This window comes from Ruegeria sp. BHSB056, assembly GCF_059613305.1.
On the sequence record NZ_JBXWSG010000052.1, the window covers coordinates 1 to 25,125 of the forward strand.

Annotated in this window: 21 protein-coding genes; 9 read left to right on the plus strand and 12 right to left on the minus strand. The window is 55.9% G+C overall.

Annotated elements, in window-relative coordinates:
- Positions 1–259: 259 nt before the first annotated feature.
- From AC2FND_RS13145 to AC2FND_RS13155, 3 genes are read right to left on the minus strand one after another with little or no spacing between them, the layout of a single operon-like run.
- Entirely contained in the window at positions 260–2,086 is a 1,827-nt protein-coding gene (locus AC2FND_RS13145) for a caspase family protein (protein WP_496770204.1), read from the minus strand.
- Between the two features lie 41 nt (positions 2,087–2,127).
- Positions 2,128–2,808: a hypothetical protein gene (locus AC2FND_RS13150; protein ID WP_496770206.1), complete on the minus strand. Its 681-nt coding sequence runs from the start codon at positions 2,806–2,808 to the stop codon at positions 2,128–2,130.
- Complete coding sequence (locus tag AC2FND_RS13155; protein WP_496770208.1) at positions 2,808–4,715, minus strand: CHASE2 domain-containing protein; 1,908 nt, start codon at positions 4,713–4,715, stop codon at positions 2,808–2,810. The genes AC2FND_RS13150 and AC2FND_RS13155 overlap by 1 nt, the downstream gene beginning before the upstream one ends.
- 441 nt (positions 4,716–5,156) lie before the next feature.
- Between AC2FND_RS13155 and AC2FND_RS13160 the strand changes: the two genes are divergently transcribed.
- Genes AC2FND_RS13160 through AC2FND_RS13170 form a run of 3 tightly spaced genes read left to right on the plus strand, consistent with a single transcriptional unit; the run spans position 5,157 to position 9,958 of the window.
- Positions 5,157–6,152: an HlyD family secretion protein gene (locus tag AC2FND_RS13160; RefSeq protein WP_496770210.1), complete on the plus strand. Its 996-nt coding sequence runs from the start codon at positions 5,157–5,159 to the stop codon at positions 6,150–6,152.
- Positions 6,149–8,842 (plus strand): ribosome-associated ATPase/putative transporter RbbA, encoded by a 2,694-nt coding sequence (gene rbbA / locus AC2FND_RS13165; RefSeq protein WP_496770211.1) that lies wholly within the window; start codon positions 6,149–6,151, stop codon positions 8,840–8,842. Before AC2FND_RS13160 ends, rbbA begins: the two co-directional genes overlap by 4 nt.
- Positions 8,843–9,958: an ABC transporter permease gene (locus AC2FND_RS13170; RefSeq protein ID WP_496770212.1), complete on the plus strand. Its 1,116-nt coding sequence runs from the start codon at positions 8,843–8,845 to the stop codon at positions 9,956–9,958.
- 180 nt (positions 9,959–10,138) lie between these two features.
- Here the strand turns inward: AC2FND_RS13170 and AC2FND_RS13175 are convergent, their stop codons facing one another.
- From AC2FND_RS13175 to AC2FND_RS13200, 6 genes are all read right to left on the minus strand, one after another.
- The gene (locus AC2FND_RS13175) at positions 10,139–10,798 is read right to left on the minus strand and encodes a DUF2461 domain-containing protein (RefSeq protein ID WP_496770214.1); all 660 of its coding nucleotides are present in this window, start codon (positions 10,796–10,798) and stop codon (positions 10,139–10,141) included.
- Positions 10,799–10,810: 12 nt separating this feature from the next.
- Positions 10,811–11,149, minus strand: coding sequence for a TfoX/Sxy family protein (locus tag AC2FND_RS13180; RefSeq protein WP_496770216.1), 339 nt, complete (start codon positions 11,147–11,149; stop codon positions 10,811–10,813).
- Between the two features lie 5 nt (positions 11,150–11,154).
- Positions 11,155–11,376 (minus strand): hypothetical protein, encoded by a 222-nt coding sequence (locus AC2FND_RS13185; protein WP_496770218.1) that lies wholly within the window; start codon positions 11,374–11,376, stop codon positions 11,155–11,157.
- A gap of 24 nt (positions 11,377–11,400) precedes the next feature.
- Positions 11,401–11,787, minus strand: coding sequence for a VOC family protein (locus tag AC2FND_RS13190; RefSeq protein WP_496770219.1), 387 nt, complete (start codon positions 11,785–11,787; stop codon positions 11,401–11,403).
- A gap of 68 nt (positions 11,788–11,855) precedes the next feature.
- Positions 11,856–13,091 (minus strand): RNA polymerase sigma factor, encoded by a 1,236-nt coding sequence (locus tag AC2FND_RS13195; RefSeq protein ID WP_496770221.1) that lies wholly within the window; start codon positions 13,089–13,091, stop codon positions 11,856–11,858.
- Positions 13,092–13,094: 3 nt separating this feature from the next.
- On the minus strand, positions 13,095–13,466 hold the full coding sequence (locus AC2FND_RS13200) for a YciI family protein (RefSeq protein ID WP_480483831.1): 372 nt from the start codon (positions 13,464–13,466) through the stop codon (positions 13,095–13,097).
- 293 nt (positions 13,467–13,759) lie between these two features.
- Between AC2FND_RS13200 and AC2FND_RS13205 the strand changes: the two genes are divergently transcribed.
- Positions 13,760–15,913, plus strand: coding sequence for an adenylate/guanylate cyclase domain-containing protein (locus AC2FND_RS13205; protein WP_496770223.1), 2,154 nt, complete (start codon positions 13,760–13,762; stop codon positions 15,911–15,913).
- Positions 15,914–16,011: 98 nt separating this feature from the next.
- On the opposite strand, the gene AC2FND_RS13210 is transcribed toward AC2FND_RS13205, so the two are convergent.
- Positions 16,012–16,917, minus strand: a complete 906-nt coding sequence (locus AC2FND_RS13210) for a LysR substrate-binding domain-containing protein (protein ID WP_209505979.1) — start codon at positions 16,915–16,917, stop codon at positions 16,012–16,014.
- Positions 16,918–17,094: 177 nt separating this feature from the next.
- Between AC2FND_RS13210 and ugpB the strand changes: the two genes are divergently transcribed.
- From ugpB to AC2FND_RS13235, 5 genes are all read left to right on the plus strand, one after another.
- A complete protein-coding gene (gene ugpB / locus AC2FND_RS13215) occupies positions 17,095–18,405 on the plus strand; it encodes a sn-glycerol-3-phosphate ABC transporter substrate-binding protein UgpB (RefSeq protein WP_496770225.1) in 1,311 nt (436 codons plus the stop codon).
- 63 nt (positions 18,406–18,468) lie between these two features.
- The gene (gene ugpA, locus AC2FND_RS13220) at positions 18,469–19,350 is read left to right on the plus strand and encodes a sn-glycerol-3-phosphate ABC transporter permease UgpA (RefSeq protein ID WP_496770227.1); all 882 of its coding nucleotides are present in this window, start codon (positions 18,469–18,471) and stop codon (positions 19,348–19,350) included.
- A gap of 20 nt (positions 19,351–19,370) precedes the next feature.
- Positions 19,371–20,207 carry a sn-glycerol-3-phosphate ABC transporter permease UgpE gene (gene ugpE / locus AC2FND_RS13225; RefSeq protein ID WP_209506351.1) on the plus strand — a complete coding sequence of 279 codons (837 nt, stop codon included), beginning with the start codon at positions 19,371–19,373 and terminating at the stop codon, positions 20,205–20,207.
- A 3-nt stretch (positions 20,208–20,210) separates the two neighbouring features.
- A complete protein-coding gene (gene ugpC, locus AC2FND_RS13230) occupies positions 20,211–21,266 on the plus strand; it encodes a sn-glycerol-3-phosphate ABC transporter ATP-binding protein UgpC (RefSeq protein WP_209505973.1) in 1,056 nt (351 codons plus the stop codon).
- Positions 21,266–22,201, plus strand: coding sequence for a glycerophosphodiester phosphodiesterase family protein (locus tag AC2FND_RS13235; RefSeq protein ID WP_496770229.1), 936 nt, complete (start codon positions 21,266–21,268; stop codon positions 22,199–22,201). The genes ugpC and AC2FND_RS13235 overlap by 1 nt, the downstream gene beginning before the upstream one ends.
- Positions 22,202–22,274: 73 nt before the next feature.
- Here AC2FND_RS13235 and AC2FND_RS13240 read toward each other — a convergent pair whose 3' ends face one another.
- Positions 22,275–23,960, minus strand: a complete 1,686-nt coding sequence (locus AC2FND_RS13240; RefSeq protein WP_209598848.1) for a tryptophan halogenase family protein — start codon at positions 23,958–23,960, stop codon at positions 22,275–22,277.
- A 73-nt stretch (positions 23,961–24,033) separates the two neighbouring features.
- The coding region (locus AC2FND_RS13245; protein WP_496770230.1) for an AMP-binding protein at positions 24,034–25,125 on the minus strand (1,092 nt) is incomplete at its 5' end.

Sequence of the window (25,125 nt, forward strand, 5' to 3'; positions counted from 1 at the left end):
GCCGTTTACGCCAATCTCAACCGTGCAACCCGGCCTGCTTCGCTTGAGCTACGCAAGGGCTCCGCTCAGCAGGCCTTGACCGCAACCTAATCACAAGAAAGAAACAGGAACAGATTCTACATCCAAACGGCCCGGATCAAGGGGCTGGGTCAACATCACCAAACGTTTCCATCGCAAGTTATGCCGGGATAGCCCTAGTTTGGAACTTTTGTAGAAGCGAGAAATGCATGGGACTCCAACCCATTTGAACTTTCCCCGATTAGGGCAACCTGCCTTCCAGAACAACTGAGCGTGCAAAGCGTCCCGACCCGTCGAACCATTGTGTAGGCACGATCTCACTCAGGTCTCGGCGTCCGGTCCGTTCATACTGAAACTGAGCGAAAGCCTTATCGCCTTTCCCATGGGTCTTGTTTGGTTTCGATGGCAACCAATTCGTGTATTTGACCGGCTCTCCGGTGTACCACCGCCAGCCTTTCACGGCATTTTCTTCCTTTGGGTCCTTCCGGAAACCGAAATAGGGGCCAGCCTTGTAACTGGTGTTGGTTCGACTGTCATAGCCTTGTTCAAACAAGGCCGGATCATGGGCGATCATGCGCACCACGAATGCGTTCTCGTCAGCCGATGTCAGGGATGCAAGATCGATGCCACAGCTCTCGGCGAGGCGGCGCGCGTCGTCGATCGAGCCGGAATAAATCATGGCGATGTAGAAGCTGCCCCGGTACTTGCCGTAGATGCTTTTCCGCAGCCCAAGGCACCTGAGCACCGTTATAATCTCTTCATTCTCACCCAGCATTTCAAGGTCATCCGGCATTTGACGCACGGCAAATGGATTGCTGACAAAACTATCGTCGGCCCCATCCTGCCACTCTATTCGCAAGCTTGCCAGAACGGCCGCATCGACATAGCCCGTCGGATCAAGTCCACTGGCCTCCTGCAAAGCCTCTAGTCCCGCCCGCGTCTTCGGTCCGAACGCGCCGTCCGGCACACCGACCTCGAAACCGGCGGTATTGAGCGCCTCTTGCAGTTGCTGTTTCTGTTCGCGGCCCGGTAAAAGGAAATCCTCCATTGTGGACAGATGGCCCTGTTTCTTCAGCCACTCCGGCGTGATCTCGGCCATGCGCCCCAGAATCTTAGGCTCGACGATTGTGGCCGCCCGGTACTTGCCAGCGACCAGCGACCAGCCACGCATGGTGTTCACTTTCATCGCGGCGCTGATTGCAGTGTCACGGGTCGCAAGGGGGCGCACGGCGGAGGGCGTGGCCGTCTGGTCCGCAGGTGCCACCATTGCCACCTGTTCGACCTGTGGCACAAGGTAAATGTCTTCGCCAGGCAGTGAGCCATATGTAAATGGCTCCTGGAATCCATCCGTAAGCTCCACCACCCGATCACGCACCCGGCGAAACATTTTCCCAAGCTCCAACCCCGGCTGTTCGATATGTTCCAAAAGTGCCGTCGCATAGGGGCTGTTTCGACCGCCCCCGTCCTGCGCCAGCGTTCCGCCACGCGCGGCATAGCCCACGACAACCCCACCGGGTTCCACTGCGGCCAGCCCACGCCCGATCGACCGAGTGGCCGACGCGCGCGACATCTGCGCAACGAAAGGATTGTTGCGGCAGGCATCGACCAGAACCAGTTTCAACCCCGGCGTATCGGCAATCGAATTCACGATTGCATCCAGACGGATGGCCTCGAAGTCGACGTCGCGGTCGCTTTTCAGGGCCGCACTCACCGGGATCAGGTAGTTGGTGTTCTCGATCTCAATTCCGTGGCCCGCGAAATAGACAAGCGCCACATCGGCCCCTGTGGCAGTTTCGGTAAAGTCCCGAAGTGCGATGCGCATACCGTTGTAATCCAGGTCCAGACCCGTGGTGACCTCGAACCCTATGCGTGCCAGCGATTTCGAGATGTCCTGAGCATCATTGACCGGGTTCTCCAGACTCGAGACATGCTGATAAGCGGAATTGCCAATAACCAGAGCCACGCGTTTTTCCGTCGCCGCAGAGGCTGCCGCTGTCAGGGTGCAGATCAGCGCAAGGACCAGCAGAGCGCAGCGCAGAGCCAGACCTGAAAAAGACCGGTTTATCATCAAGCGTCCCCCGCGTGTCGGCCGAGGGGCTGGAGCGTGTCCTATGGCAGCGAAATGCCAGCAGACCGGACAAGGCTCGCAAACCCCGCATTCCGGTTGACCCTTACTTTACCCGACAACTCGATTTCGACAAAGGGTCGCAGGGCATCGAACCATAATCCTTCGGCGGCCAAGGCCGACACATCCTCTGCGGCGGGCTCTGGGGCGGTGACCCGTTCCACGTAAGTCGTTACCGTCGCGATAACGGTCCCCGCTTCAGGTTCCGCCAAAACGACTGTCCAGACATAGATACTCCCCGGCTTGAGCACAAATTCCGAGCGCGACAGGTCAAGCGCGTAGAACCCTTTTCTGAACCGACCTTTGCCGGAAATACCGACCCCGTTCTGCGGCGCCCCGATCGGGGCCAGCTGTGCGCTCATCTGGCCTGAAAAGTTTTCAGCCAAGTGCCAGATCAGTGGGGGTTTGCCCAATGTGGTCACACCGCCGCCAGCCGGTGCCAGCACGGCCAGCACACCAGCCTCTTGTCCGACATCGCGGGTGGCAGCACCGACGCGGTCCGCCGGGGCACCGATGGTGGGCGGAATGAAGATGACCTCGTCTGGATCAGCCTGCTGACTGCCTTCGCTTTCTTGCGCCGACAGATCAATGGTCGAGCCCAGAAGCAGCAGCAAACCGGTTATCAAAGCGCCAAGAGTGTTTCCCGAACATGCCGGTGTCATCATTACGATGCCCCCTTCTGTGCAGATCCTGTGAGCAAGAATAACCCAATTTCCCGCGACTTGTCGTCGTGTATGAGGTGTCCGACCGGCTGAAACATGAAATCGCCTCCGACGAGTTCCCGAAGATCAGCACTGGCACAGATCGTGGTTGCCGACGTTCCTCTGTCTTGCAACGCCTTTCCGAATGCCTCGATACGGGCTGCGACGTTCACTGTGTCGCCCATGATGTTGTATTGAAGGCTGCCCGCGCTGCCCAACGTGCCGCCCAAAACCACACCACTATGGAGCCCGATCCGCAGGCCATAAGGTGCCAACAGACCACCTTCTGCATTCAGTCTGTCAATCCGGTCAGAAATTTGCAGTGCCGTCCGGCAGGCCGCGACAGCGTCCTTTTGGATGTCTTCTTCGGTCGTTCGAGGCATCGGCGCACCGAACACCACCAGGATTCCGTCACCGGTGAACTTCTCAATGAACCCGCCGTTTTCGCGCGCGACCTGGCTCATCTCATCCAGAATTCGGCTTGTCCAATCCATGAAGGCACCCGGCTCGGCCGAGCCGCCGACGGTCGTCGAGCCTGCCAGATCAGCAAGAAGGACACTGACGCGCAAGCGACGGGGGCGCGGTTTACCGCCAGCAAAAAGGATATCGCGCGCGTTCCATATCTCGGCTGTGAGCTCCGGGGACAGATGATCCGAGAACAGTTTGGCGATGGCCTGGCGTTGCCGACGCGAGATGATCCCGACGGTGAGGAGCGCTAAGAGAAAGGCGGCAAACCAAGCAACCGATGTCGGAACGACCGGCAACCATAGTCCACGAGACAACAGAGTTGAAAGCGCTGCTCCGATAGCGATGGCAAGGCCTGGTCCAAGTAGTATGACGGTCAGCACAGTGCGCGACAGAACCCCAGCTAGTGCCCCGAACAATGCGCCGGCGAAGATTATCGCCAGGTGCGCACTTTGCCCGGGGCTGCGTATCGGTTGGCTGCGGCCCACGGCATAATCGATTAATTGCTGGGTGGTAGCTGCATGCACCAATACGCCGTAGCTGAATGGTGTCTGTGGCGGGTTGTTCAGCGGTGTGCGAAAATCGTCTTTGATCGACTTGCTGGTAACCCCGATCAGAGCGACCTTTCCTTCGATCATGTCCGCGTCTGCTTGTCCGGAGAGCAGGTCGCGGGCCAGTACGATTGGGGCCATCGGCAATGCATTGGTGTAATCCAGCAGCACCTGATAGCCTGTATCATCCACCCCGCGATAACTGCCGAACCCGTCTTCCAGCCGTCGCACCGGCGTCTGACCAAACAACAGGGTTCGGGGATCGTCCGGCCAGGCTTTCAGGCTGTTTTGACCCGTGGCGCGCAGGGCCAACTGTGTGCTGAACGCCAAAGAAATGCGATCAGTGCCGCTGACCAGCAGAATACCGCGCCGGGCGACTCCATCCGCGTCGACGGGGATATCGGCAAACCCCACGCTGCCGTCGTTCTGCGCGAAATCCGGCGCCTCGATGCTCAGCCCGCCGCTGTCGTTCAGTTTCACAACCCAGATCGCATTGGTCTTCAGGAACGCCGCTTCGAGTTGCTGCCGCCCCTCGATCACCTCGTTGTCGCGATAGATGTCAATACCGATTACAGCGGCGCCCGCCGACGACAGTGCATCGATAATGTTCGCAACCTGACCATCTGAGAGGGGCCAGCCCCAGCTGCTCAAATCCTCGTCATCGACCGCGACCACGACTACATCCTGTGCCAACGCTTCGCTGGCCCTGCGGGCCAAAACCCAATCGTAGTGTGCAAGCTCGGGCCGCTGCAGGTAACCTTCAGAACGAAGGCCAGCGAGGATCGTGAAAACTCCAAGCGCGGCAAGACCCGCCACCAAAAGCGCCTGCACCGGACTAAGAAGCCTTCTGTTCATCTTACAAGTTTGCAGTTGTTCGAAGGTAAATAGCAACTTACGTTCGTTGTTTTCTCAAAACCAGCCGAGAGTTTGCAGGGCTGAACGCCACTCAACCCGTGTCTTTGAAGGTGAACTTCACAAGGCGGACTTTTGAGGAACCTGCTAAAGCTATCGGTTCAGGGGCGAGAAATTGACTCTGAAATCAGCTGCCACTCGATTACGGTTCAGCTTGCAGGTCAACGCGGTGCGCATTGCCTAGGCGCAGGAACTCAGGATTGGTTTGCATGCCATGTTGTTTCTCTTTTGTGGTAAAATTTCAGGTCACTAAGGCTGAACATGTCCGCGACAGGCGCGCAGAGTCTTTCTTTGCCCTGACGTCGTTGGCTTGATCCAAAGCAAAGCCCACTGTTCAGCAGCAGTATAGAGGAATACCCGCAGCGAGTTTTCAGGCGGTGAATAATGAAGAAAAACTCATTGATTTTTCTTGCTTTGGCTGCGCTCGCGATGGTGGGCGTGGTGGTCTATTCCCTGGTCTCTGAAAATGGAAGCCAGTTGCCTGATGGATTTGCGCAGGGGAATGGTCGGATCGAGGCCGAGCAGATTGAAATTGCGCCAACCTTAGCCGGACGTGTCGAAAGCGTCATGGCGGTTGAAGGCGGTATGGTCGCCACCGGTGACGTGCTGGCCGAAATGGACAGTGATGAGTTGTCCGCCACGCTGGATCGTGCCAAGGCCGAAGTGGCGCTGGCGCATCAGACCAAAGTGGAAGCAGAGGCACTTGTTGTGCAGCGGAAAAGCGAACTGCGCAGGGCTGCGCAGGAGCTTCAGCGCGCAACGGCGCTTCTGACTGGGCAGAATATCTCTGAAACGGTTTTCGAAGAACGCGAAACCATACATCAGGTTGCTGCGGCGGTTCTGGGTGCCGCACAGGCGCGCGTGGCCACCGCAGAAAGTCAGATTGCGGCCGCCGAGGCCGAAGTGCGCCGTATCGAGGCGCTGATCGAAGACAGCTCGCTTTTGGCTCCGACGCGCGGGCGTGTGCTTTATCGGCTGGCGGAACCCGGCGAGGTCGTTGCCGCAGGTGAACCAATCCTGACCCTGCTCAGCCTAGAGAATGTGTATATGGAGGTGTTCCTGCCAGCGCGCGAAGCCGGATTGCTGCCTATTGGCGCCGAAGCTCGCATCGTTCTTGACGCCCTGCCGGACTATTCCATTCCAGCCTTTGTAACCTTTGTATCTCCTGAAGCACAGTTCACACCCAAGCAGGTCGAGACATTGGATGAACGCGAACAACTGGTGTTCCGCGTCCGTGTGCGCATCCCCGAGGATCTGATCCAAAGCCGGATTGAGCACGTCAAAACCGGGCTTCGCGGTGTTGCGGTGATCCGGATCGATCCAAACCTTGCGTGGCCAGCCGCGTTGGAACAGGGTATTCCGCCCGAGCTGTTCGAATGACGCCAGAGGCCGACATTGAGATTCGCATTACGGGTGTCACGCACCGGTATCGCAGCAATATCGCATTGGAGTCTGTTTCGCTTGATCTTCCCAAAGGCCAGCTGGTCGGCTTCATCGGACCGGATGGGGTTGGAAAGTCGACATTGCTTGGGCTGATCACCGGTGCAAAGAAACTGCAAACCGGATCGATCAGTGTTTTAGGCGGCTCGATCGACGACGCCGCTCACCGACGCCTTATCTGCCCGGCCATTGCCTTCATGCCACAGGGCTTGGGTCGAAACCTTTATTCTGAGTTGTCAGTACGCGAGAACCTTGAATTCTTTTCAGGGCTTTTTGGCCAAGGGCAAGAAGAATGTGACATCCGGATCAATGCGCTGTTGTCGGCAACGGGGTTGGCACCGTTTGAAGACCGGCTTATGGGCAAGCTTTCGGGCGGGATGAAGCAAAAGCTCGGCCTGTGCTGTGCTCTCATACATGATCCGAAGCTGCTGGTTTTGGACGAACCGACAACTGGTGTCGACCCACTCTCACGCCGTCAATTCTGGGCATTGATTAATGCCATTCGGGCAGAGCATCCCCGACTGTCTGTCCTTGTATCCACTGCTTACATGGAGGAGGCGGAAAGCTTTGACCAAATTGTTGCAATGGACGGCGGTCACGTCATCTTTCAAGGCAAACCTGCTGAACTGAAAGGGCAGGACCGGGATCTCGAAACCGCATATCGGCGCTTGCGGGCACACGATGGTTTTAGGTTGGCGTCGGATCAAGCACCTGTACGGCAGATCAACCCGAACCCTGTGATTTCTGCCCGAGGGCTGACACGTCGGTTCGGTGATTTTACCGCTGTCGACAATGTCGATTTCTCGATCCATCGCGGAGAGATATTCGGTTTTCTTGGGTCAAACGGCTGTGGCAAATCCACTACTATGAAGATGCTGACCGGCCTGTTGCCAGTCAGTTCCGGCGAGGCATTGTTGTTTGGCAACCCGGTTGATGCGCGTGATCGCAGGATGCGTCGCGACATCGGCTACATGAGCCAGGCTTTTTCGCTTTATGGCGAGTTGTCCGTCCATCAAAATCTACAGCTTCATGCCCGAATATTTGCAATCCCTGATCGAGAGGAGCGGATAGCGGAATTGACCGAACGTTTTGGCCTGGCGGCCCATCGCGATACACTGGCTGCCGCGCTGCCACTTGGGATCAAACAACGTTTGTCATTGGCGGTGGCGGTTATCCATCGTCCCCGTGTTCTTATTCTTGATGAGCCAACTTCGGGTGTAGACCCCGAAGCACGCGATGTCTTTTGGGCTTTGTTGGTCGAACTATCGCACAAAGACTTGGTGACGATCTTTGTTTCCACCCATTTCATGGCCGAGGCAGAACGCTGCGACCGCGTATCGTTCATGCATGCAGGCCGTGTTCTGGCGGAAGGTACGCCCGCAGACCTGATCGCCGCAGAAGGCACCGGTAGCCTTGAGGAAGCTTTCATTTCAGTTTTGGAGACCGCAGAAAAACCAGCACCTGTCGTGGCACCCAAAGTTGACTTTGCCACCAAGACCAAGGTCACCGGACAAGGCATCGGTCGTGCCCTGACTTACACACGACGCGAAGCGGTTGAAGTGGTCCGTGATCCCGTTCGTCTGGCATTTGCATTTCTAGGCTCGGCGATTTTGATGCTGGTGTTCTGCTTTGGCATATCCCTCGACATAGAAGATCTTGAGTTTGCCGTTCTGGACTTATCTCAAAGCCCGGAAAGCAGGGCCTACACGGAAGAAATATCGGGATCGCCTTATTTCAAGCAGACGCCACCTTTGATCAGCGCCACAGAAGGGCGCAGACGGTTGCAGGCCGGGGACGTTTCGATGGTGATCGAGTTGCCTCCTGATTTCGGGCGCAAGCTGCGCACAGGTGAACCTACCCAAGTGCTGGCAACCGTAGATGGAGCGATCCCCTTCAAGGGGGAAACAGTCGAGGGGTATGTCGCAGGGTTGCACCAGTCGTTTCTCGACGGGCAGTCGAGGACCAAAGGCGAACACGCGGTTGAGATCGCCCGTATTGAACCCCGGTTTCGCTATAACCAGAGCTTTGAGAGCATTGCAGCGATGGCCCCGGCCATGCCCGCCATCCTGCTGATCATGCTGCCTGCCGTGTTGGCTGCGGTCAGCGTCGCACGAGAGCGCGAGCTGGGCTCGGTGGTCAATTTCTACGTGACACCGACAACGCGGCTCGAGTTCCTGATCGGCAAACAGATACCCTATATCATGATTGCCTACGTGAATTTCCTGTTGCTGGCGGCAATGATTATTTTCGTCTTCGATGTGCCGCTTAAGGGCGATCCTCTACCTTTGGCATTGGGTGCGTTTTTGTACGTTTGGGCGACGACATCTTATGGGTTGCTGATCGCAACCATGACATCCAGCCAGGTGGCCGCGACTTTTGCCACTGCTATCGCTTCGGTCGTGCCCACCATTCAGTTCTCGGGCCTCTTGCAGCCCGTATCAACGCTTGAGGATGGTGCGCAGCTTATCGGCTCTCTCTGGCCCTCATCCTACTTCCTGCACCTCAATGTCGGGGCTTTCACCAAAGGGCTGGGATGGGAGGCGCTCGCACCGGACATTTTGGCACTTGCCTGCTTCGGGCCGGCATTGACACTGATCGCCGCGCTTTGCCTTCGCGCGCAGGAGAAATGAATGCAGCGATTGTCCTGCATATTCTGGCTTGGCCTGAAAGAAATGATGAGCCTGCGCCGGGACTGGGTGATGATGGCGCTGTTGGTCTGGTCTTTCACGCTGGCGCCCATGATGGAGGCAACCGGCGTAGCTACCTCGGTCAACAACGCGTCGATTGCATTCTCTGATGAGGACAATTCTCCACTGTCCCGAGCGCTTGCCACAGCATTTTTTCCGCCCGAGTTCCAGCCGGTCGTGCAAATCGAACCAGGTAGCGGCCCCGCACAAATGGACGCCGGAGAATTCATCTTCATAGTTGTTGTTCCACCGGGATTCGAAAAAGACCTGAGGGCAAGCCGCAAGCCTGAAATCCAAGTTCTGATCGACGCCACCGCGATGGAGCAGGCCGGGATCGGTGCCAGCTATATCACCAATATTTTGGGCGCGGAAATTCGCCGCTTTGCAATCGGTGTCGATCTTGTCGATCCACCTCTGGTCGAAGTCATCCTAAGAAGCGCTTTCAACCCCAACCGTGATACCGTGCGTTTTGCCGGGATCGTTGCCCTGATCGGACAGATCATGTGGCTTACCACCATTCTGACCGGCGCTGCCATGATCCGAGAAAGAGAGCACGGGACGATTGAGCATCTGCTGGCAATGCCGCTGACCCCGTTTGACATTGCAGCAGCCAAGATCTGGGCCAATGCAGCAATTGTCCTGATTGCTGCCAGCCTGTCGCTGACCTTTGTCATGCAGGGTGCGCTGGGAATTGAAATCTCGGGATCAAAAGGACTGTTCCTGTTTGGCACCGCCCTGTTTCTGTTCACCGCGACCGCACTCGGGGTTTTTCTGGCAACGATTGCGCGTTCGATGGCGCAGTTTGCGCTTTTGGTCATGCTGATCGTCCTTCCCATGCTGATGCTGTCCGGAGGAGAGACGCCGGTTGAAGGGCAGCCAGACTGGTTGCAGGTCGGGACGCTGCTATTACCATCTCGTCACTATATGGCCGCCAGTCAGGCGATTGTTTTCAAGGGCGCCGGTCTCGAAACAGTTTGGCCAGAGTTCATCTGGATGGCTTTGCTGGGCGCTGTCCTGCTGGCAACAAGCCTGATCCTCTTTCGGAGGTCTGTTGAGTAATTGAACCAAACCAGTTCTGATTAATACTCAAGGGCGATTTCACAATGTCGCTGGGATGAGTGATTTATTCATGTGTGACCGGATGCACGGCCTCCGATCATATATGGAACACGAATTTGGCTAGGAAAGAAAATTTTGTGCAGGCCATCAAATCTCCATTCCGGACTCGTGGAAAGGGGGTTACTCGACCCGAGAAAGCAGCAGAAAAACAGGTAAGAGGTCCTCGAACAATTCTATAGTTCGTTCAATGAGGTTCGGTTCGATAGCAAAGGCAGGATTGCCTAAATCCGTCCAGACGGTAAAGCCTTTCCGGCGTAATGCCTCTTCGTTTGGATGATCTTTGTCATAACCGGAGGGGACACGTTTCAATTCAGGATCCCCGACCCGGAATCCACGCTTTCGCATCACAGCGGTTAGCTTGGTCAACTCAGCCCCTTTTGGGCCTGCCATCTCAGTTCGGAAGGCACCCAACGCTTCCTTGTCATACTGAAACACTCCGCAGCCAAGCGCCAGATCGTCGGGCGAGAGCCCAAAGAACCACATCGGCGGCTGATCCGCTTTCCCGTCCGGACTAAACGCAATATGCAGGTGCGCATTGTAAGGTGTTTTGTCCTTGGAAAATCGGACATCCCGATGAATGCGGAAGATTTTGCTGCTGTGTGCCTGGCCGGTCAGATCACGCAAGGCAGCCGCCATGTCATCTGCGAACTGCCTGCTGGCCTCCTTCAAATGGGTCTCGTAAATTGCCTTGTTGGCTGCAAACCATTCCTTCGTGTTATTGGCGCGCAAATCCCTGAGAAAACCAAGCGCTTCGGATGAGAAACTTTCAAATTTGGCCATTGATTTCTCCGTTCAGTCTTTCGCGGGAAGGGCTGCGGCGTGTTCGAGACAAAGGTGTAACCAGCGCAGCAAAGCGGCGTCATCGCAATCACTCTCGTCCACGCGGATAAAGCCACCCAGTTTGCGTGAACCGTGAATCACTTCTTGAGCCGCAGGGTCCGCCAGCGCCATGCTTTCGTTTTCCTTGCCCACCCGGAACATGAAACGGCCCAACCCGTCGTTATGCCGCCGCGCCCCACACAGCATGTTGCCGTTCAAGAAAAAGCAATTGCCACCCATCATACGCTTTTCGGATATGCCCACATGCGCGGCCAAAGCGTCGCGAATGCGGGCGTTGAGGGTCTCATCCACCGGCATCAGCTGGATGCCTCAAGTTGCCGGTGGATCGAAGGCGCGAACGGAACACAATCGACGAAGTTTCCGTGGGGCCACATCACGCGCAAGAGCCTGTCGCTCCCATCCCATAGCGGATGGGCACCCGCCCTGAATCGACGCAGGTCAAAAGCAATCGCCAGTGGAATGCACACCCAGACCAATAACGCTGCAAAAACCTGCACGATGTGCGAATATTGTTCCATCTGCGCCCTCCTTTCAGACAGTTCTCAGGGCCTCATGCTTTCATAGGTGATCAATGCAAAGCGGGCACCTTGCGGGTCGTTCAGCGTGGCCATGCGCCCAACCCCCGGCATATCCATCACGGGTTGAAGAACTGTGGCGCCTTTGGCTTCGGCCTTTGCAACACTGGCATCCACATCGGGTACTGTGAAGAAGATCGTCCAGCTTCCACGCTCCTCCGGCATTGGTGAAAAGCCTCCGATAGCGGTCTCGCCCACAACTGCGGCTGAATAACTGGACCCATCCTGCATCGGCATATCGCTGATCGTCCAGCCCAGCACATCCTGATAAAAGGATTTGGCCTTGCTCTGATCCGGCCCGGAATGCCCGATCCATCCTGAATTTCCGACAGCCGTCATCTCAAGTATACTCATGGGTACCTCCGTTGGTTACGCCCGCCACATGCGGGTCTGACCCAAGGACGTACGAGGAGTGTGTGTTCCTACAGGCCCTCCAATTCTTTTTGACTGATTTTGATTTTTTCGTTGATCACGTCGCATTCCAACGTGGTGGGGGAAAGCGCCAATACGGTTTCAAAGGCGGAAATGGCGGCTTTATGATCCCCCGCTTCTTGCAAAAGGCCACCTCGCATCGCGTGAAACCAACGATAGTTGGGCAACTCATGTGACAGCGGGCCCATCGCCTTTAGCGCATATTGTGGGCCGAATAGCTTGGCCTGTGCGGCAATCTGGTTGAGCCGGATCACGGGTGTCGGCTGTAATGCGTAAAGGGCGGCGTAGTGGCTTTCTATTAACGCCCAGTTGGTTTCTTTGGATGAGGCAGAACAGGCATGAGCCGCTGCGATTGCAGCCTGGATGATATAGACCCCGCGGTGGCCAGTTCGTTGGGCTTTTTGCAACAGCGATGTAGCCTCGGCGATATTCGAACGATCCCAAAGGTCACGGTTCTGATCGTCGAGAGCGACAAGCTTGCCTTCCTCGTCAATACGGGCCCGGCGCCGGGCGTGTTGAAACAACAATAACGCCAGCAGTGCGGCCTGCTCGCCCATTGCAGGGAACAATGCAACTAGAAGACGGGCAAGCCGGATCGCTTCTTTGCACAGCGTGAGTTTGATTTGCTGCGGCCCGGCCGAGGTCGACCACCCTTCGCTGAACATCAGGTAAACCATTGTCGAGACTTCGCCCAACCGGGCTTGCCTTTCAGCCGGGCTTGGCGCTTCAAAGGCGACCGGGTTATTTGCTATCTTCTTTTTGGCGCGAGTAATACGCTGCTCCATGGTCTTGGATTTGACCAGAAATCCGCTGGCAATCTCATCGACGCTCAGCCCCACGACCACCCGCAAGGCGATGGCGATCTGATCCCGCCGATCCAGTTCCGGGTGACAGCAGATGAACAGCAAGCGCAGGACATCGTCCCGCATCTCGTCAGGGTCGGGTGTTTCCGCCGGCATCGGTTGAAACTCTTCTGCGTGGCGCGACAGGATTGCCGCGCGCCGCCGGGATTTGCGTAAATCATCCAGACCCGCATTCCGGGCCGTTGCCAGAAGCCATGCCAATGGATCACGAGGTGCCCCGTCCTGGGGCCAAACCGCCAAGGCTTTCAGGCAGGCGTCGGCAAAGGCCTCCTCTGCAGTGTCCAGATCCCGAAAAACCCGCGTCAGAGCAGCAATGGCGCGCGGGCGTTGTTCAGCGAATGTGGCCTCCAGCCAGTCTGACATGATCTATTCCGACGATATGGCTCCGCCGGCCCAGGCCACAGGCCGAACTTCCAGCCGCGCGACCGGTGAAGAGATCAGTTTTGCATGTTCCAATGCTTCTTCAAGGTCTTTGAAATCAGCGGCGTAAAACCCAAGGAAATTTTCCTTGGTCTCGGAAAACGGGCCATCGGTGATCAGGGGTGCAGCGCCCTCAGACGCGGCTGGTTCGACCATTACCGCTGACGTTGGCGGCATCAGTTTTATCGACACGAACTCTCCGCGTTCCGACAATACCGCTTGCAGGGCGCGATGGCCCGACATCACTTCGTCCTGGCGATCTTTCGGCAATGCCTCGAACACGCCCGGTTCCCCATAAATTGTAATCGCGTAGATCATTATCGCCTCCTTGCGTTGGTCGCATTGTGCAAGGACGCGCGAGGCCATGCAAATCCGACAACGACCAGAACCGACAAATTGCCCAGACCGCTTTTGTCTTAAAACCCAGCGGCCCGGGCTTCCATTACCATCTAGGGAACAGGTCAAGGGTTCTCAAAATCCGGTGCAAAACCGGCACCTTGAAAACCAGTTCCCAGAAAAATGTCCAAATGGTAGGCTGCGAAACTATGAAAAGCCGGCCAAATCGTCGATTAGCAGCCATCTTAGCAGCCGATATCGCAGGCTATTCAAGATTGGTTGGCTTGGATGAAGAAGGCACAATCGACAAGCTGCGCCGGATCCGCGCTGAAGTCATCGAGCCATTGATCGCCGGGTATTCAGGGCGCATTGCGAACACAGCGGGTGACAGTTTTCTGATCGAATTCCCCAGCGCAGTCGATGCGGTTCGCGCCGCCGTCGAGATACAGACCGAACTGTTGAAAAGAAACTCGGATACCGAACCCGACCGCGCAATCGTTTTTCGGATCGGTTTGAATGTTGGCGATGTCGTCTCGAACGCCGACGACATCTTGGGTGATGGTGTCAACGTGGCCGCACGGCTTGAGGCGCTGGCAGAACCAGGTGGGATTATCGCCTCGCAGGCGATTGTCGGATACGCGCGCAACAAGGTGCCCTTCGCCTTTACGCCAATTGGTCCGCAATCGGTCAAGAATATTGCGGACCCTATCGAGGCGTTCTGCGTCGAAACAGATGCGTTGACCCCGGCGGTAAAGCACAAAACCAAGAAAGTTCCTCATTTCATAGTTCTGGCTGTAATCGTCGCAATAGGCGCGACAGGATTTTTCGGAGTGAAGATATGGGAAAAGGGTCAGCTGCGCGCTTCTGAGGCGCAGATGGCCTACCCTCTGCCGGATCTTCCTTCGATCGCCGTGCTTCCGTTGACGAATTTCACCAGCGACGCGTCCAACAAGATGTTGATAGATGGTGTTTCCGAGGATCTTATTACGGATTTGTCCCGCATATCTGGGTTATTTGTCATCGCCGGAAACACTTCCTTTGCATTTCGGGACCGCGACATTGATGTGGCAGGTTTTGCCGAGAAACTGGGCGTTCGCTATGTCGTCGATGGGAGTCTTAGACGTAGCGGAGAAGGTTTTCGGGTCAACATCCGCCTGACGGACACATTGAACGGCAGGTTAATCTGGGCGGAACGTTTCGACGGTGAAATCGATGAGATCTTTGATCTGCAAAACAACATTGTACTGGCGATTGCGCACGAGTTGGATGTTCCACTGGACACAGAAAGCCGGATTGCTATCGAAAACATAGAAACTGAAAAGATCGAGGCGCGCGAAGCGTTCCAGCGCGGGTGGGAGCTTTATTCACGCTTCAATGAACAGGACAATCAGGCTGCAATTCCGCATTTTGAGCGCGCGGTCGAACTGGACCCGAATTACGCGCGCGCCTGGGCGATGTTAGCTATGGTACATTTGCGACCGCACATCTTCCACCACTGGTCAGGCTTTGCGAATGCTGACGAACAGATGCATATTGGGCTGTTCTATAAATACTACCGTGAACTGACGCATCAGGACACCTCGCTTATCCACGTCATCAGGGCAATTGTCGCTCTCAACCTTCCGGATTGGGACAGTGCCGAGGGTGTAAGTCGGGGAACGGACGAAGCGAGACAAGAAGCCGCAAAGGCCATCGCCCTGCAACCAAGCGACCCAGAATCGCATTTGACAATGGGATGGGCTTTGATCGCGGGTGGCGAGCCAGAGGAAGGGCTGGCGTTTGTGCAGGCTGCGATGCGCCTCGACCCGGAATACCCCAGTCACTACGCGTTATTTCAAGGTGCCGCGCTGTTTGCCATGAATGATCTGACAGGCTCAGAGGCGGTCATTATGTCTGAGCTGGATAGAAACCCGCAGGCAGTTGAGTTGATGCCATTTGCGGCCTCGATCTTGGCCTTAAACGGCGACCGAAATGCCGCAAGGGCAATGATCGAACGATGGCAGAAAGGAGAGAATGAGAGTGTTCTGGATGAAGTTGTACGAGAGTATTTCTTTATCGTGCGATGGATCGGCGAGCATCAGCATTTGAACACCCGCTTGAAAAACGGCCTTCAATTGGCCGCGCTTCCGCCGAGCACCACAGTTGCAAGCCTCAAAGCTGATCTGATGCGCGGAGATGCCAAGGAACAACGTGACGCGGCTCAGTCTTTGGCGCTCTTTGGGGCCGATGCAGCCCCAGCCGTTCCGGAACTGATCATGCTGTTGGGCAGCCCTTCGGTTTTTGTCAGAAAAGAAGCGGCCATCGCCTTGGGTGAAATCGGAGAACAAGCATCCCCCGCATTGCCTGCATTGGAAGCAAACGCAGACGGGTCTTTGTCGGGAAGATTTGCCGCCCGAGCCATTGAACAGATACGCGGAGCCTCACAATAACGACGACTTTGGGCGCTATCGACCACTTGGCTCCTGCTTTTCTGGAGACTGTCGGCTAGAAACACAGGCAGATATCCTTCGTCCCGTTGACCGCAACCTCAGGCAGGTGTTCTGAAAGCACTCAGGCTTTCGCTGAAATGCTCAATGAACTCCAGTGTGATCAAAGACGGCTGCTTCAAGACTGGGCGTACCAGCGAAAGCGTATGCGGCAAAAACGGCTTGAATGGCCTGTAGCTTAGCCCTCGGTCCGTATATTGGACTGCGTCCAGCTCGCTGACGATGGAAACGCCGACGCCTTTTATCGCCAATTCACATGCCGCCGTGAATTGCCTGACCTCGATATGCGAGTTGAGTGTAACGTTGGCCCGCTGAAATGCCTTCGAAAGCCGTCCGAAAAAGTCGCTGTCGCGCCGCGTATGTATGATGTTCTCATCCGCAAGATCGGATGGCGCCACCTCCGAGAGGTTCTCAAGCGCGTGATTTTTCGGGAATACGCAAACCGTGCGCACATCGACATTTCTGCTTTCGACCCCCGGATGACCGTTAAAACCATCAGTGATTCCAAAGTCATATTGTTCGCCAACCATCCATTCCAATATCCGTTCCGGCCTGTCCGGTTCGATCGTCATGGTGACACCTGGCCGGTCTTTCAGAAAACTTGCCACAACATCCGGCAGATGGCTGGTGGCAAAACCGGGAAGGCAGGCGACGCGGATATGCCCGGCTTTTCGCTGCGTGATATTCTGACTGGCGTCTGATATCTGCTTCATCAATTCCAGAACGCGGTCCACGCTGGGTTGCAGATAGCGAACTTCTTGTGTCGGAACCAATCGGCCCTTGCGTCGATCAAAAAGTTGAAAGCCAAACGATTTTTCAAGATCCGACAGCAACCTGCTGACAGCTGGTTGGCTCACCCCCAAATCGGCGGCCGCTGCTGTGACCGAACCATTGGTGGTCACCGCCATGAGCGCTTCCAGTTGCCGAATTCTCAAAGTTTGTCTCATTGCAGACCCAGTTCCGCTTTTTCATTCACGTCTATAACATTGCATTATGTTTTTTGCCAATAAGTAGGGCTTGAATTATATTTCTGTAACGGTAACGTCGTGAAATCGTCATGTGTGTCGAATACGCGTTGCGCTCGTCACTCAACGAAGCATCAAACCTGATGCATGGGAGGAATCATGAAAAAGAATTTGCTTGGCGCTCTTGCCGTTACAACTGCCTTGTCACCCTTGGCGGCAATGGCGCAAACCGAAGTTCAATTCTGGCATGCCTTCACCGGCCGCCTTGGCGAACTTGTCAAAGCGCAGGTTGAAGAGTTCAACGCCAGTCAGGATGAGTTTGTCGTGGTCGAAAGCCACAAGGGCAACTATTCGGAAACCCTGAACGCTGGCATTGCCGCGTTCCGTGCTGGCGAACAGCCACACATCCTGATGGTTTTCGAAGTTGGCACCGCAACGATGATGTCGGCGAAAGGCGCGATCAAGCCGGTCTACGAAGTCATGGCTGAAAGTGGCGCGTCTTTTGATCCCGACGCCTATATCGGTGCGGTGAAAGGTTACTACACCACCACCGACGGAGATATGTTGTCGCTGCCGTTCAACTCTTCCACGCCGGTCTTGTGGGTCAACCGAGATGCCATGCAGGCAGCAGGCGTTGATCCCGACACCGACCTGTCGACTTGGGAAAAGGTTGGCGACGTTCTGGAGCAACTCAAAGCCGGAGGCGAGGACTGCCCGCTGGTGACGGCATGGCAAAGCTGGATCCACCTGGAAAACCTGTCTGCGTACCACAACGTTCCGTTTGCATCGCAGGACAATGGTTTTGCCGGTCTGGACACAGAACTGATGCTGAATGGCCCGGTACAGGTCGCGCACCTGAGCGCCATGGGCGACTGGGCCAAGGATGGTAAATTCATCTATACCGGTCGCAGAAATGAAGGCGGCGCAAACTTCCGGGCGGGTGAGTGTGCCTTGTTCACCGAAAGCTCGGCCGGGTATGCCGGGATCAAAGCCGAGGCCGCGTTCGACTTTGATGTGCGTCCGCTGCCGTATTGGGAAGCGGTCACAAGCGAGCCTCAAAACACCATCATCGGCGGTGCATCCCTTTGGGTTATGGAAGGTCATGATCCCGAAGAATATAAAGGCGTTGGTGAGTTCCTGAGCTTCTTGTCCTCGTCCGACGTTCAGGCGGCATGGCACCAGAATACCGGCTATCTTCCGATTACCGCAGAAGCCGGTGAAGCGACCCGTGCGGCCGGTTTCTATGATGAAAACCCGGGCACCGATATCGCTGTGATCCAGATGACCGCGAAAGAGCCGACAGCAAACTCGAAAGGTCTGCGTCTGGGATCGTTCGATCAAATCCGCGGTATCATCGATGAGGAGCTTGAGGCCATCTGGTCCGGCGAGAAATCCGCCCAGGAAGCTATGGACAGCGCAAAAGAACGCGGTGACGCGCTTCTGCGCAGGTTCGAATCGGCAAATCAATAAACCTCTGAAATCCGGTGCGGGCTCGGCAGAGCCCGCATCCACTTTTCTCGGCGGGTCATCAGGATGGAAAAACGCGTCACATTCCGCGGCTGGCTGTTGCCATTGGCGCTGATCGCCCCACAGGTCGTCATTTCTGCCGTATTCTTCTTCTATCCCGCTGCCCAAGCTGTATGGCAGTCGCTGTTCATCCCAGATCCGTTCGGGTTGTCGTCCAAGTTCGTCGGTCTGGGCAATTTTGAATTTCTGCTAAGCGACAAGTTTTACCGCGCATCCTTCGTAACCACGGCGGTGTTTTCGACGCTTGTTACGCTCTGCTCCATGATCCCGGCCCTGTTTCTGGCAGTCATTGCAGATCGGCTGATCAAAGGATCCGGAGCTTATCGGACTCTGCTGATTTGGCCTTATGCAGTCGCTCCGGCGGTTGCAGGTGTGCTCTGGCTGTTCATGTTCAACACGCGCGTCGGTGTCGTGTCGTGGTATCTTGGACAGCTGGGCTATGACTGGAACCACGTCTTGAATGGCACCGAGGCGATGGGGCTTGTGGTTGTCGCTTCGGCTTGGGGGCGCATCAGTTATAACTTTTTGTTCTTCTTCGCCGCGCTCCAGTCGGTTCCGCGGTCGGTCATCGAGGCCGCCGCGATCGATGGCGCACGGTTCTGGCGCAGGTTTTTCACGATTGTCCTGCCGTTACTGTCACCGACGGCGTTTTTCCTGCTTGTAGTGAATGTGGTCTATGCGTTCTTTGAAACTTTCGGCGTAATCCACACAATCACCGGCGGCGGGCCGCAGCAGTCCACGACCATTCTGGTCTACAAGGTGTTTTCAGATGGGTTCGTCGGTCAGGATCTGGGTTCGTCTTCGGCGCAATCGGTCATCTTGCTGATTGTCGTCGGCCTGCTGACCGTCATCCAGTTCAAATACGTGGAAAAGAGGGTGCATTACTGATGGCAACCCAACAGCACGGAATGGTCGAAAAGCGCGGAGCGGGCATCTGGCTGACACATGCCCTGATGATCCTTGGCGTTCTGGTCATCTTCTTTCCGATCTGGCTGGCATTTGTTGCCTCAACCGTTACCCAGCCGGAAGTTGTATCACCGCCCATGCCACTTTTGCCGGGCGATCAGTTCTGGGAAAACTACAAGGCAGCCCTGTTTTCCGGCGTGAATGTCCCTGTCGCAACGATGCTGTTCAACAGCCTTGTGATGGCCATCGGGATTGCAGTGGGCAAGATCATCATTTCACTGCTTTCGGCTTTTGCAATCGTCTATTTCCGCTTTCCCGGTCGAACAACGTTCTTTTGGCTGATCTTCCTGACCCTGATGCTGCCGGTTGAAGTGCGAATCGTTCCGACGTTCGAAGTTGTCGCCGGGTTCGGCATGCTCAACAGCTATTACGGACTGATCTTTCCGCTGATCGCCTCGGCCACGGCGACCTTCCTGTTCCGTCAGTTCTTTCTGACAATCCCGGACGAGCTGGCCGAAGCTGCGCGTGTGGATGGTGCCCGGCCGATGCGGTTTTTCATCGACATCGTCGTACCGATGAGCCGGACAAACATCGCGGCACTGTTCGTCATCCTGTTTATCTATGGGTGGAACCAGTATCTGTGGCCGCTGCTTATCACCACCGACCCTGAAATGAACACCATTGTGATGGGCATCAAGCAGATGTTCCCGTCTGGCGATGATGTGGCTGATTGGCCCGTCATTATGGCGACGTCCATTCTGGCGATGATCCCACCGGTCATCGTGGTGGTGTCGATGCAAAAGCTTTTTGTCCGCGGCCTTGTCGATAGCGAGAAGTAAGAAATGGCAACAGTAACCCTGGAGAATGTCAAAAAGAGTTTTGGCCCGACAGATGTCATACATGGCATCGACATCCACATTGAAGATGGTGAGTTCATTGTCATCGTCGGCCCTTCGGGCTGCGGAAAATCCACGCTGTTGCGGATGGTGGCAGGGCTTGAGACCGTGACTTCGGGTGAAATCCGGATTGGCGAGGAACGGGCCAACGAAAAAGAACCGATGGATCGCGACATTGCCATGGTGTTCCAGAACTATGCGCTCTACCCGCATATGTCGGTCCGGCAGAACATGGGCTATGGCCTGAAGATCGCAGGGTTGCCCAAAGCCCAGATTGATCAAAAAGTGACCGAGGCTGCCAGGCTATTGCAGCTTGAACCATTGCTGGATCGCAAACCCAGACAATTGTCAGGCGGCCAACGTCAGAGAGTGGCTATGGGTCGCGCGATTGTCCGCGAACCTGCGGTTTTCCTGTTTGACGAGCCTCTTTCGAACCTGGATGCCAAGCTTCGCGTGCAGATGCGGCTTGAGATTCGTGAGCTTCAGGAAAAACTGGGGATCACGTCGCTTTATGTAACCCACGATCAGGTTGAAGCCATGACAATGGCCGACAGGATGATCGTCATGAACGGCGGTATCGCCGAACAGGTAGGCACACCGCTAGAGGTATACGAAACACCAAGAACCCTGTTTGCGGCGCAGTTCATCGGCAGCCCCGCGATGAATGTCTTTGAGGCCCGACGTGAAAACGGAACCGTCATGATTGGTGAGGTCGCGGTTGGTTCGTCACAGGGCCCTGATACTGCCTTCAAGCTGGGGGTACGACCCGAACATCTTTTGCTGGATGACAATGGCCCGATTGAGGCCACGATTCAGATGGCCGAGCCACTGGGGGCAAATACGCTGTTGCACGGTCAACTGACCGGCTCGGGCGATTCGATCACGATCAGCCTTCCGGGTGTGCATCCGATCGAAGGACGGCATCCGAACATGCGGTTTTCTGTGTCCTCAAACCATATGCATCTGTTTGACCGCTCCACCGGTGAAAGGCTGGAAGGCTGATGGCATTTCCTCAGGTCGAGGCTTTCCGGGGGGGCGACAACCTGATCCGCATCGTAGGCCACCGTGGTGCGCGAGGCGTTCTGCCTGAAAACAGCATGATTGGCTTCGACTTTTCGCTGTCCATTGGTGTGCCGCTTCTGGAGTTTGATGTTGTCCTCTCGGCTGACGACATCCCTGTCATTACCCATAATCACCGGCTGCACGCCCCCAGTTTTCGCGATGCTGACGGCCGGTTTCTGACCGGGGAAGAGCCAAAGGTTTCTACCCTGACGTTTGAGCAGATTCAGAAGTTCGATATCGGGCGATTGGATGGGAATACTGCCTATGGTCGGCGTTTTCCTGATCAGGCACAAATGGATGGCGTTCGCGTTCCAAGGCTGCTTGACCTGCTGGACCTGGTGAGTGATCCCCAACATAGCGATGCCCGTCTGATGCTCGAGCTGAAATCGGACCCCGATTTGGCCCATGACGCGCGCTACAGAGAGACGTTTGTCGGTTTTGTCCTGCAAGAAGTTCGTTCCAAGGCCCTGTCGTCACGCGCGGTGCTTCACAGTTTCGACTGGAATCTGTTGGAAGAATGTCAGCGGCAAGCACCGGATATGCCTTCTTCTTATCTGACCCAACTTCCCGAAAACGCCGAGGATGTTGGGGAGGATTCTTCCAAAGCAGTCTGCCCGGATTTTCGCAGCTGCGAGGGCGATATTCCGCGATTGGTCAAGCAAGCGGGCGGCTCACTGTGGTGCCCGTATTATGCGGATGTAACTGCCGAAAACGTCGAACTGGCCAAAGATTTGGGCCTTTGCGTCGCCGTTTGGACGGTCAATGACCCTGATGGCATTGCCAGAATGATCGACCTGCGTGTGGATGCCATTGTTTCTGATTATCCGGGTCGGGTTCAAAGGCACTTGTCTGACCGGGGTATGAGCTGGCACTAAATCGTCCTGAAGGCCGGGGCTGAATGCCTCGCCCTTCAGTTTATTAAATTTCCTTCGTAAGGGCAGAGAATCGTTAGAACAGTTGCAAATCCTTCGCGCCGCTTTGGATTTCAGCAAAATTCGGCATGTTCTGGATCGAAACAGGTGCAGGCTTCGTGCCCGGCATCGCAACTGTCGGCTTCGCCACGTTCGCCATTCCAAAGACCGGTTTTTCCAGCTCACCCCGGATATCGCGCAGCAACGTTTTATGATCCGGCATCGCTTTGATTATCTGCGCAAGGTCCTCTTTTGCGCGCTTCATGCCCTGGAACCAAATCACTTTCTTCAACGGCCGCAAACGATCACGAATGCCGGTGCCGTAACCCGTATCATAGACCTGTTTACCCAACAGAACCGTCTGATAAACGCGATGGTCAAACAGCGTGGCAAATTCCACATCGTGATCCATCGGCAGGCGGTGCTGCCACAACTCCAGATTCTCGGCCAGCCGATCCGGTATCTTCATCTCTGTCCGCGCGTCGATCCAATAGGGGTCATCCTTTCGGTTGCCCAATCGGTAGTGCAGACAGATGAATTCCAGAACCTCGTTATAAAGCTTGTCCATCTGCCGGTTGTATCTTGCCCGCAGTGACGGTGCGACGTCGCGCGTCGGCAAGTGTTCTGCAAACCAGCGCACTGCGTGGTCAATCATGTGGATCGCGGTACTTTCCAACGGCTCGATAAACCCGCCTGACAGACCGATTGCCACGCAATTCTTGACCCAGGCATTGCGCACGCGCCCGACGCGCATCGGGATTACACGCGGCGTCAAACCCTTGCCGCTGTCACCCAGCCATTCAAGATATTCGTCTGCCGCCTGATCATCCGTTCGATGCGCCGAGGAGAACACATAGCCCGTACCCACACGATTGTAGAGCGGCACCCGCCACGTCCACCCCGCGCCCAGCGCGGTCGACCGCGTGAGGCTTTCGATTTTATTGGGATTGCGGTGTTCAACCTGCAACGCCATGGCGCGATCATTGGGCAAATAGTCCGAATAATCCAAGAACGGCTCGCCCAGCGCCTGATTGATGATCAGGCCGCGGAACCCGGTGCAATCGATGACCATTTCGATGTCATGACGTCCTGCCCGCTCCAGCATCAGATGGCTGACGTTGCCTTGTTCATCCAGCTCGACCTTCTGTACCTCGTCCTGAATATGCTCGACACCGCGCTTTGTGCAGACCGTGGTTAGCATGCCCGCAAACTTCACCGCATCCAGATGATAGGCATAGCCAAAACGCTGTTCAAACTCGGGCTGACCCAGCTGCCGCGCGCCTTTGCACAGACGTCCCAGATGATCGTGGGGCGAAATGGACTGTGTAAAGTCCCGCTCTCCGTTGCCAAAGCGCAGAAAATACTCCGCGGCGTCCAACCCTTCCAGCATCTGGCCATGGGCAAAGGGGTTCACGTAATCGATGCGTTTTCCTTTGGGGTCCTTGTTCCAGTTGCAGAACTTCACGCCCAGCTTGAATGACGCGTTCGTTTCGCGGAAAAAATCCCGTTCGGAAATGCCCGCCTGACGGAGCGTGACCGGCATGCGTGGCACCGTAGCCTCACCCACACCCACGGTCGAAATGTTGGGGCTTTCGATCAGGCAGATATGTGGTCGGTCTTTTGTTGCTGAAGTGCGTGAAAACACCATGTCCAGGATCAACGCGGTCATCCAGCCTGCCGTGCCGCCACCTACGATGGTGATTTTGCGCAAACGATTGTTCATATTCTTCTGTCCCCATTGGTTTTGAGGACTATATCAAGTTTCCGACGCTTATCTAGGCTCTGCCATTATGTGCTTATGACCCAGCTTTGAACATATCCCTGTACTGGTCGCGCAAAATGTTCTTTTGGACTTTTCCCATCGTATTGCGGGGCAATTCATCCAGTTGAATAAGCATTCGGGGATGCTTGAACCGCGCCAGGCTGTCGCGCACTGCGCCCATGATCGCGTCGAGATCCGGAGATTGCCCGGATTCGGCAACAATCAGGCCCAGCACGGTTTCACCGAAGTCGGGATGCGGCACGCCGATCACTGCACTCTCCAGAACACCGGGCTGGCCGTCCAGAACCAGTTCAATTTCCTTGGGGTAGATATTGTAGCCACCCGAAATGATCAGGTCCTTGTTGCGCCCGACGATATGGATGTAGCCATCTTCGTCGATACGTCCGAGATCACCGGTGATAAAGAATCCGTTTTCGCGCAGCTCGGCAGCCGTCTTTTCCGGCATCTGCCAATATCCCTTGAACACGTTCGGGCCACGCACTTCGATCTCGCCGATTTCACCCTGCGGCAAAGGGTTGCCGTCTGCATCGCATATCTTCAGTTCGACCCCCGGCAAGGGAAACCCAACCGTGCCCGCGCGACGTTCGCCGTCATAGGGGTTCGAGGTGTTCATATTGGTTTCAGTCATGCCATAGCGTTCTAGGATACGATGCCCGGTACGCTCTTGAAATTGTGCATGGGTATCCGCCAGCAATGGGGCCGAACCCGATACGAACAGGCGCATATGTTCGGTCAACTCGCTGGTAAAACGCGCGTCTGCCAACAGGCGCGTGTAGAAGGTCGGCACTCCCATCATCGACGTGGCGTCGGGCATCCTGTCAATGATCTGATCAGGGTCGAATTTTGGCAGCCAGATCATGCTTCCGCCGACAGCCAGAATGATATTGGTGGCCACAAACAGCCCATGCGTGTGAAAGATCGGCAGCGCGTGCAACAGAACGTCTTCCGACGTAAACCGCCACTCTTTGACCAGTGTCCGTGCATTGGACAACAGGTTGTTCTGGGTCAACATCGCGCCCTTTGAACGTCCGGTGGTGCCCGATGTATAAAGAAAAGCTGCCAGATCCTCACCGTTCCGATCCACGGTCGCAAAGCTGTCTGGCAT

Coding starts and splice junctions, on each gene's coding strand:
- AC2FND_RS13210 (WP_209505979.1), bottom strand. CDS start 16,917: ATGAGACAAACTTTGAGAATTCGGCAACTGGAAGCGCTCATGGCGGTG.
- AC2FND_RS13170 (WP_496770212.1), top strand. CDS start 8,843: ATGCAGCGATTGTCCTGCATATTCTGGCTTGGCCTGAAAGAAATGATG.
- AC2FND_RS13195 (WP_496770221.1), bottom strand. CDS start 13,091: ATGTCAGACTGGCTGGAGGCCACATTCGCTGAACAACGCCCGCGCGCC.
- AC2FND_RS13155 (WP_496770208.1), bottom strand. CDS start 4,715: ATGAACAGAAGGCTTCTTAGTCCGGTGCAGGCGCTTTTGGTGGCGGGT.
- ugpE (WP_209506351.1), top strand. CDS start 19,371: ATGGTCGAAAAGCGCGGAGCGGGCATCTGGCTGACACATGCCCTGATG.
- ugpC (WP_209505973.1), top strand. CDS start 20,211: ATGGCAACAGTAACCCTGGAGAATGTCAAAAAGAGTTTTGGCCCGACA.
- AC2FND_RS13190 (WP_496770219.1), bottom strand. CDS start 11,787: ATGAGTATACTTGAGATGACGGCTGTCGGAAATTCAGGATGGATCGGG.
- rbbA (WP_496770211.1), top strand. CDS start 6,149: ATGACGCCAGAGGCCGACATTGAGATTCGCATTACGGGTGTCACGCAC.
- ugpB (WP_496770225.1), top strand. CDS start 17,095: ATGAAAAAGAATTTGCTTGGCGCTCTTGCCGTTACAACTGCCTTGTCA.
- AC2FND_RS13235 (WP_496770229.1), top strand. CDS start 21,266: ATGGCATTTCCTCAGGTCGAGGCTTTCCGGGGGGGCGACAACCTGATC.
- AC2FND_RS13145 (WP_496770204.1), bottom strand. CDS start 2,086: ATGATAAACCGGTCTTTTTCAGGTCTGGCTCTGCGCTGCGCTCTGCTG.
- AC2FND_RS13160 (WP_496770210.1), top strand. CDS start 5,157: ATGAAGAAAAACTCATTGATTTTTCTTGCTTTGGCTGCGCTCGCGATG.
- AC2FND_RS13240 (WP_209598848.1), bottom strand. CDS start 23,960: ATGAACAATCGTTTGCGCAAAATCACCATCGTAGGTGGCGGCACGGCA.
- AC2FND_RS13200 (WP_480483831.1), bottom strand. CDS start 13,466: ATGATCTACGCGATTACAATTTATGGGGAACCGGGCGTGTTCGAGGCA.
- ugpA (WP_496770227.1), top strand. CDS start 18,469: ATGGAAAAACGCGTCACATTCCGCGGCTGGCTGTTGCCATTGGCGCTG.
- AC2FND_RS13185 (WP_496770218.1), bottom strand. CDS start 11,376: ATGGAACAATATTCGCACATCGTGCAGGTTTTTGCAGCGTTATTGGTC.
- AC2FND_RS13150 (WP_496770206.1), bottom strand. CDS start 2,808: ATGATGACACCGGCATGTTCGGGAAACACTCTTGGCGCTTTGATAACC.
- AC2FND_RS13175 (WP_496770214.1), bottom strand. CDS start 10,798: ATGGCCAAATTTGAAAGTTTCTCATCCGAAGCGCTTGGTTTTCTCAGG.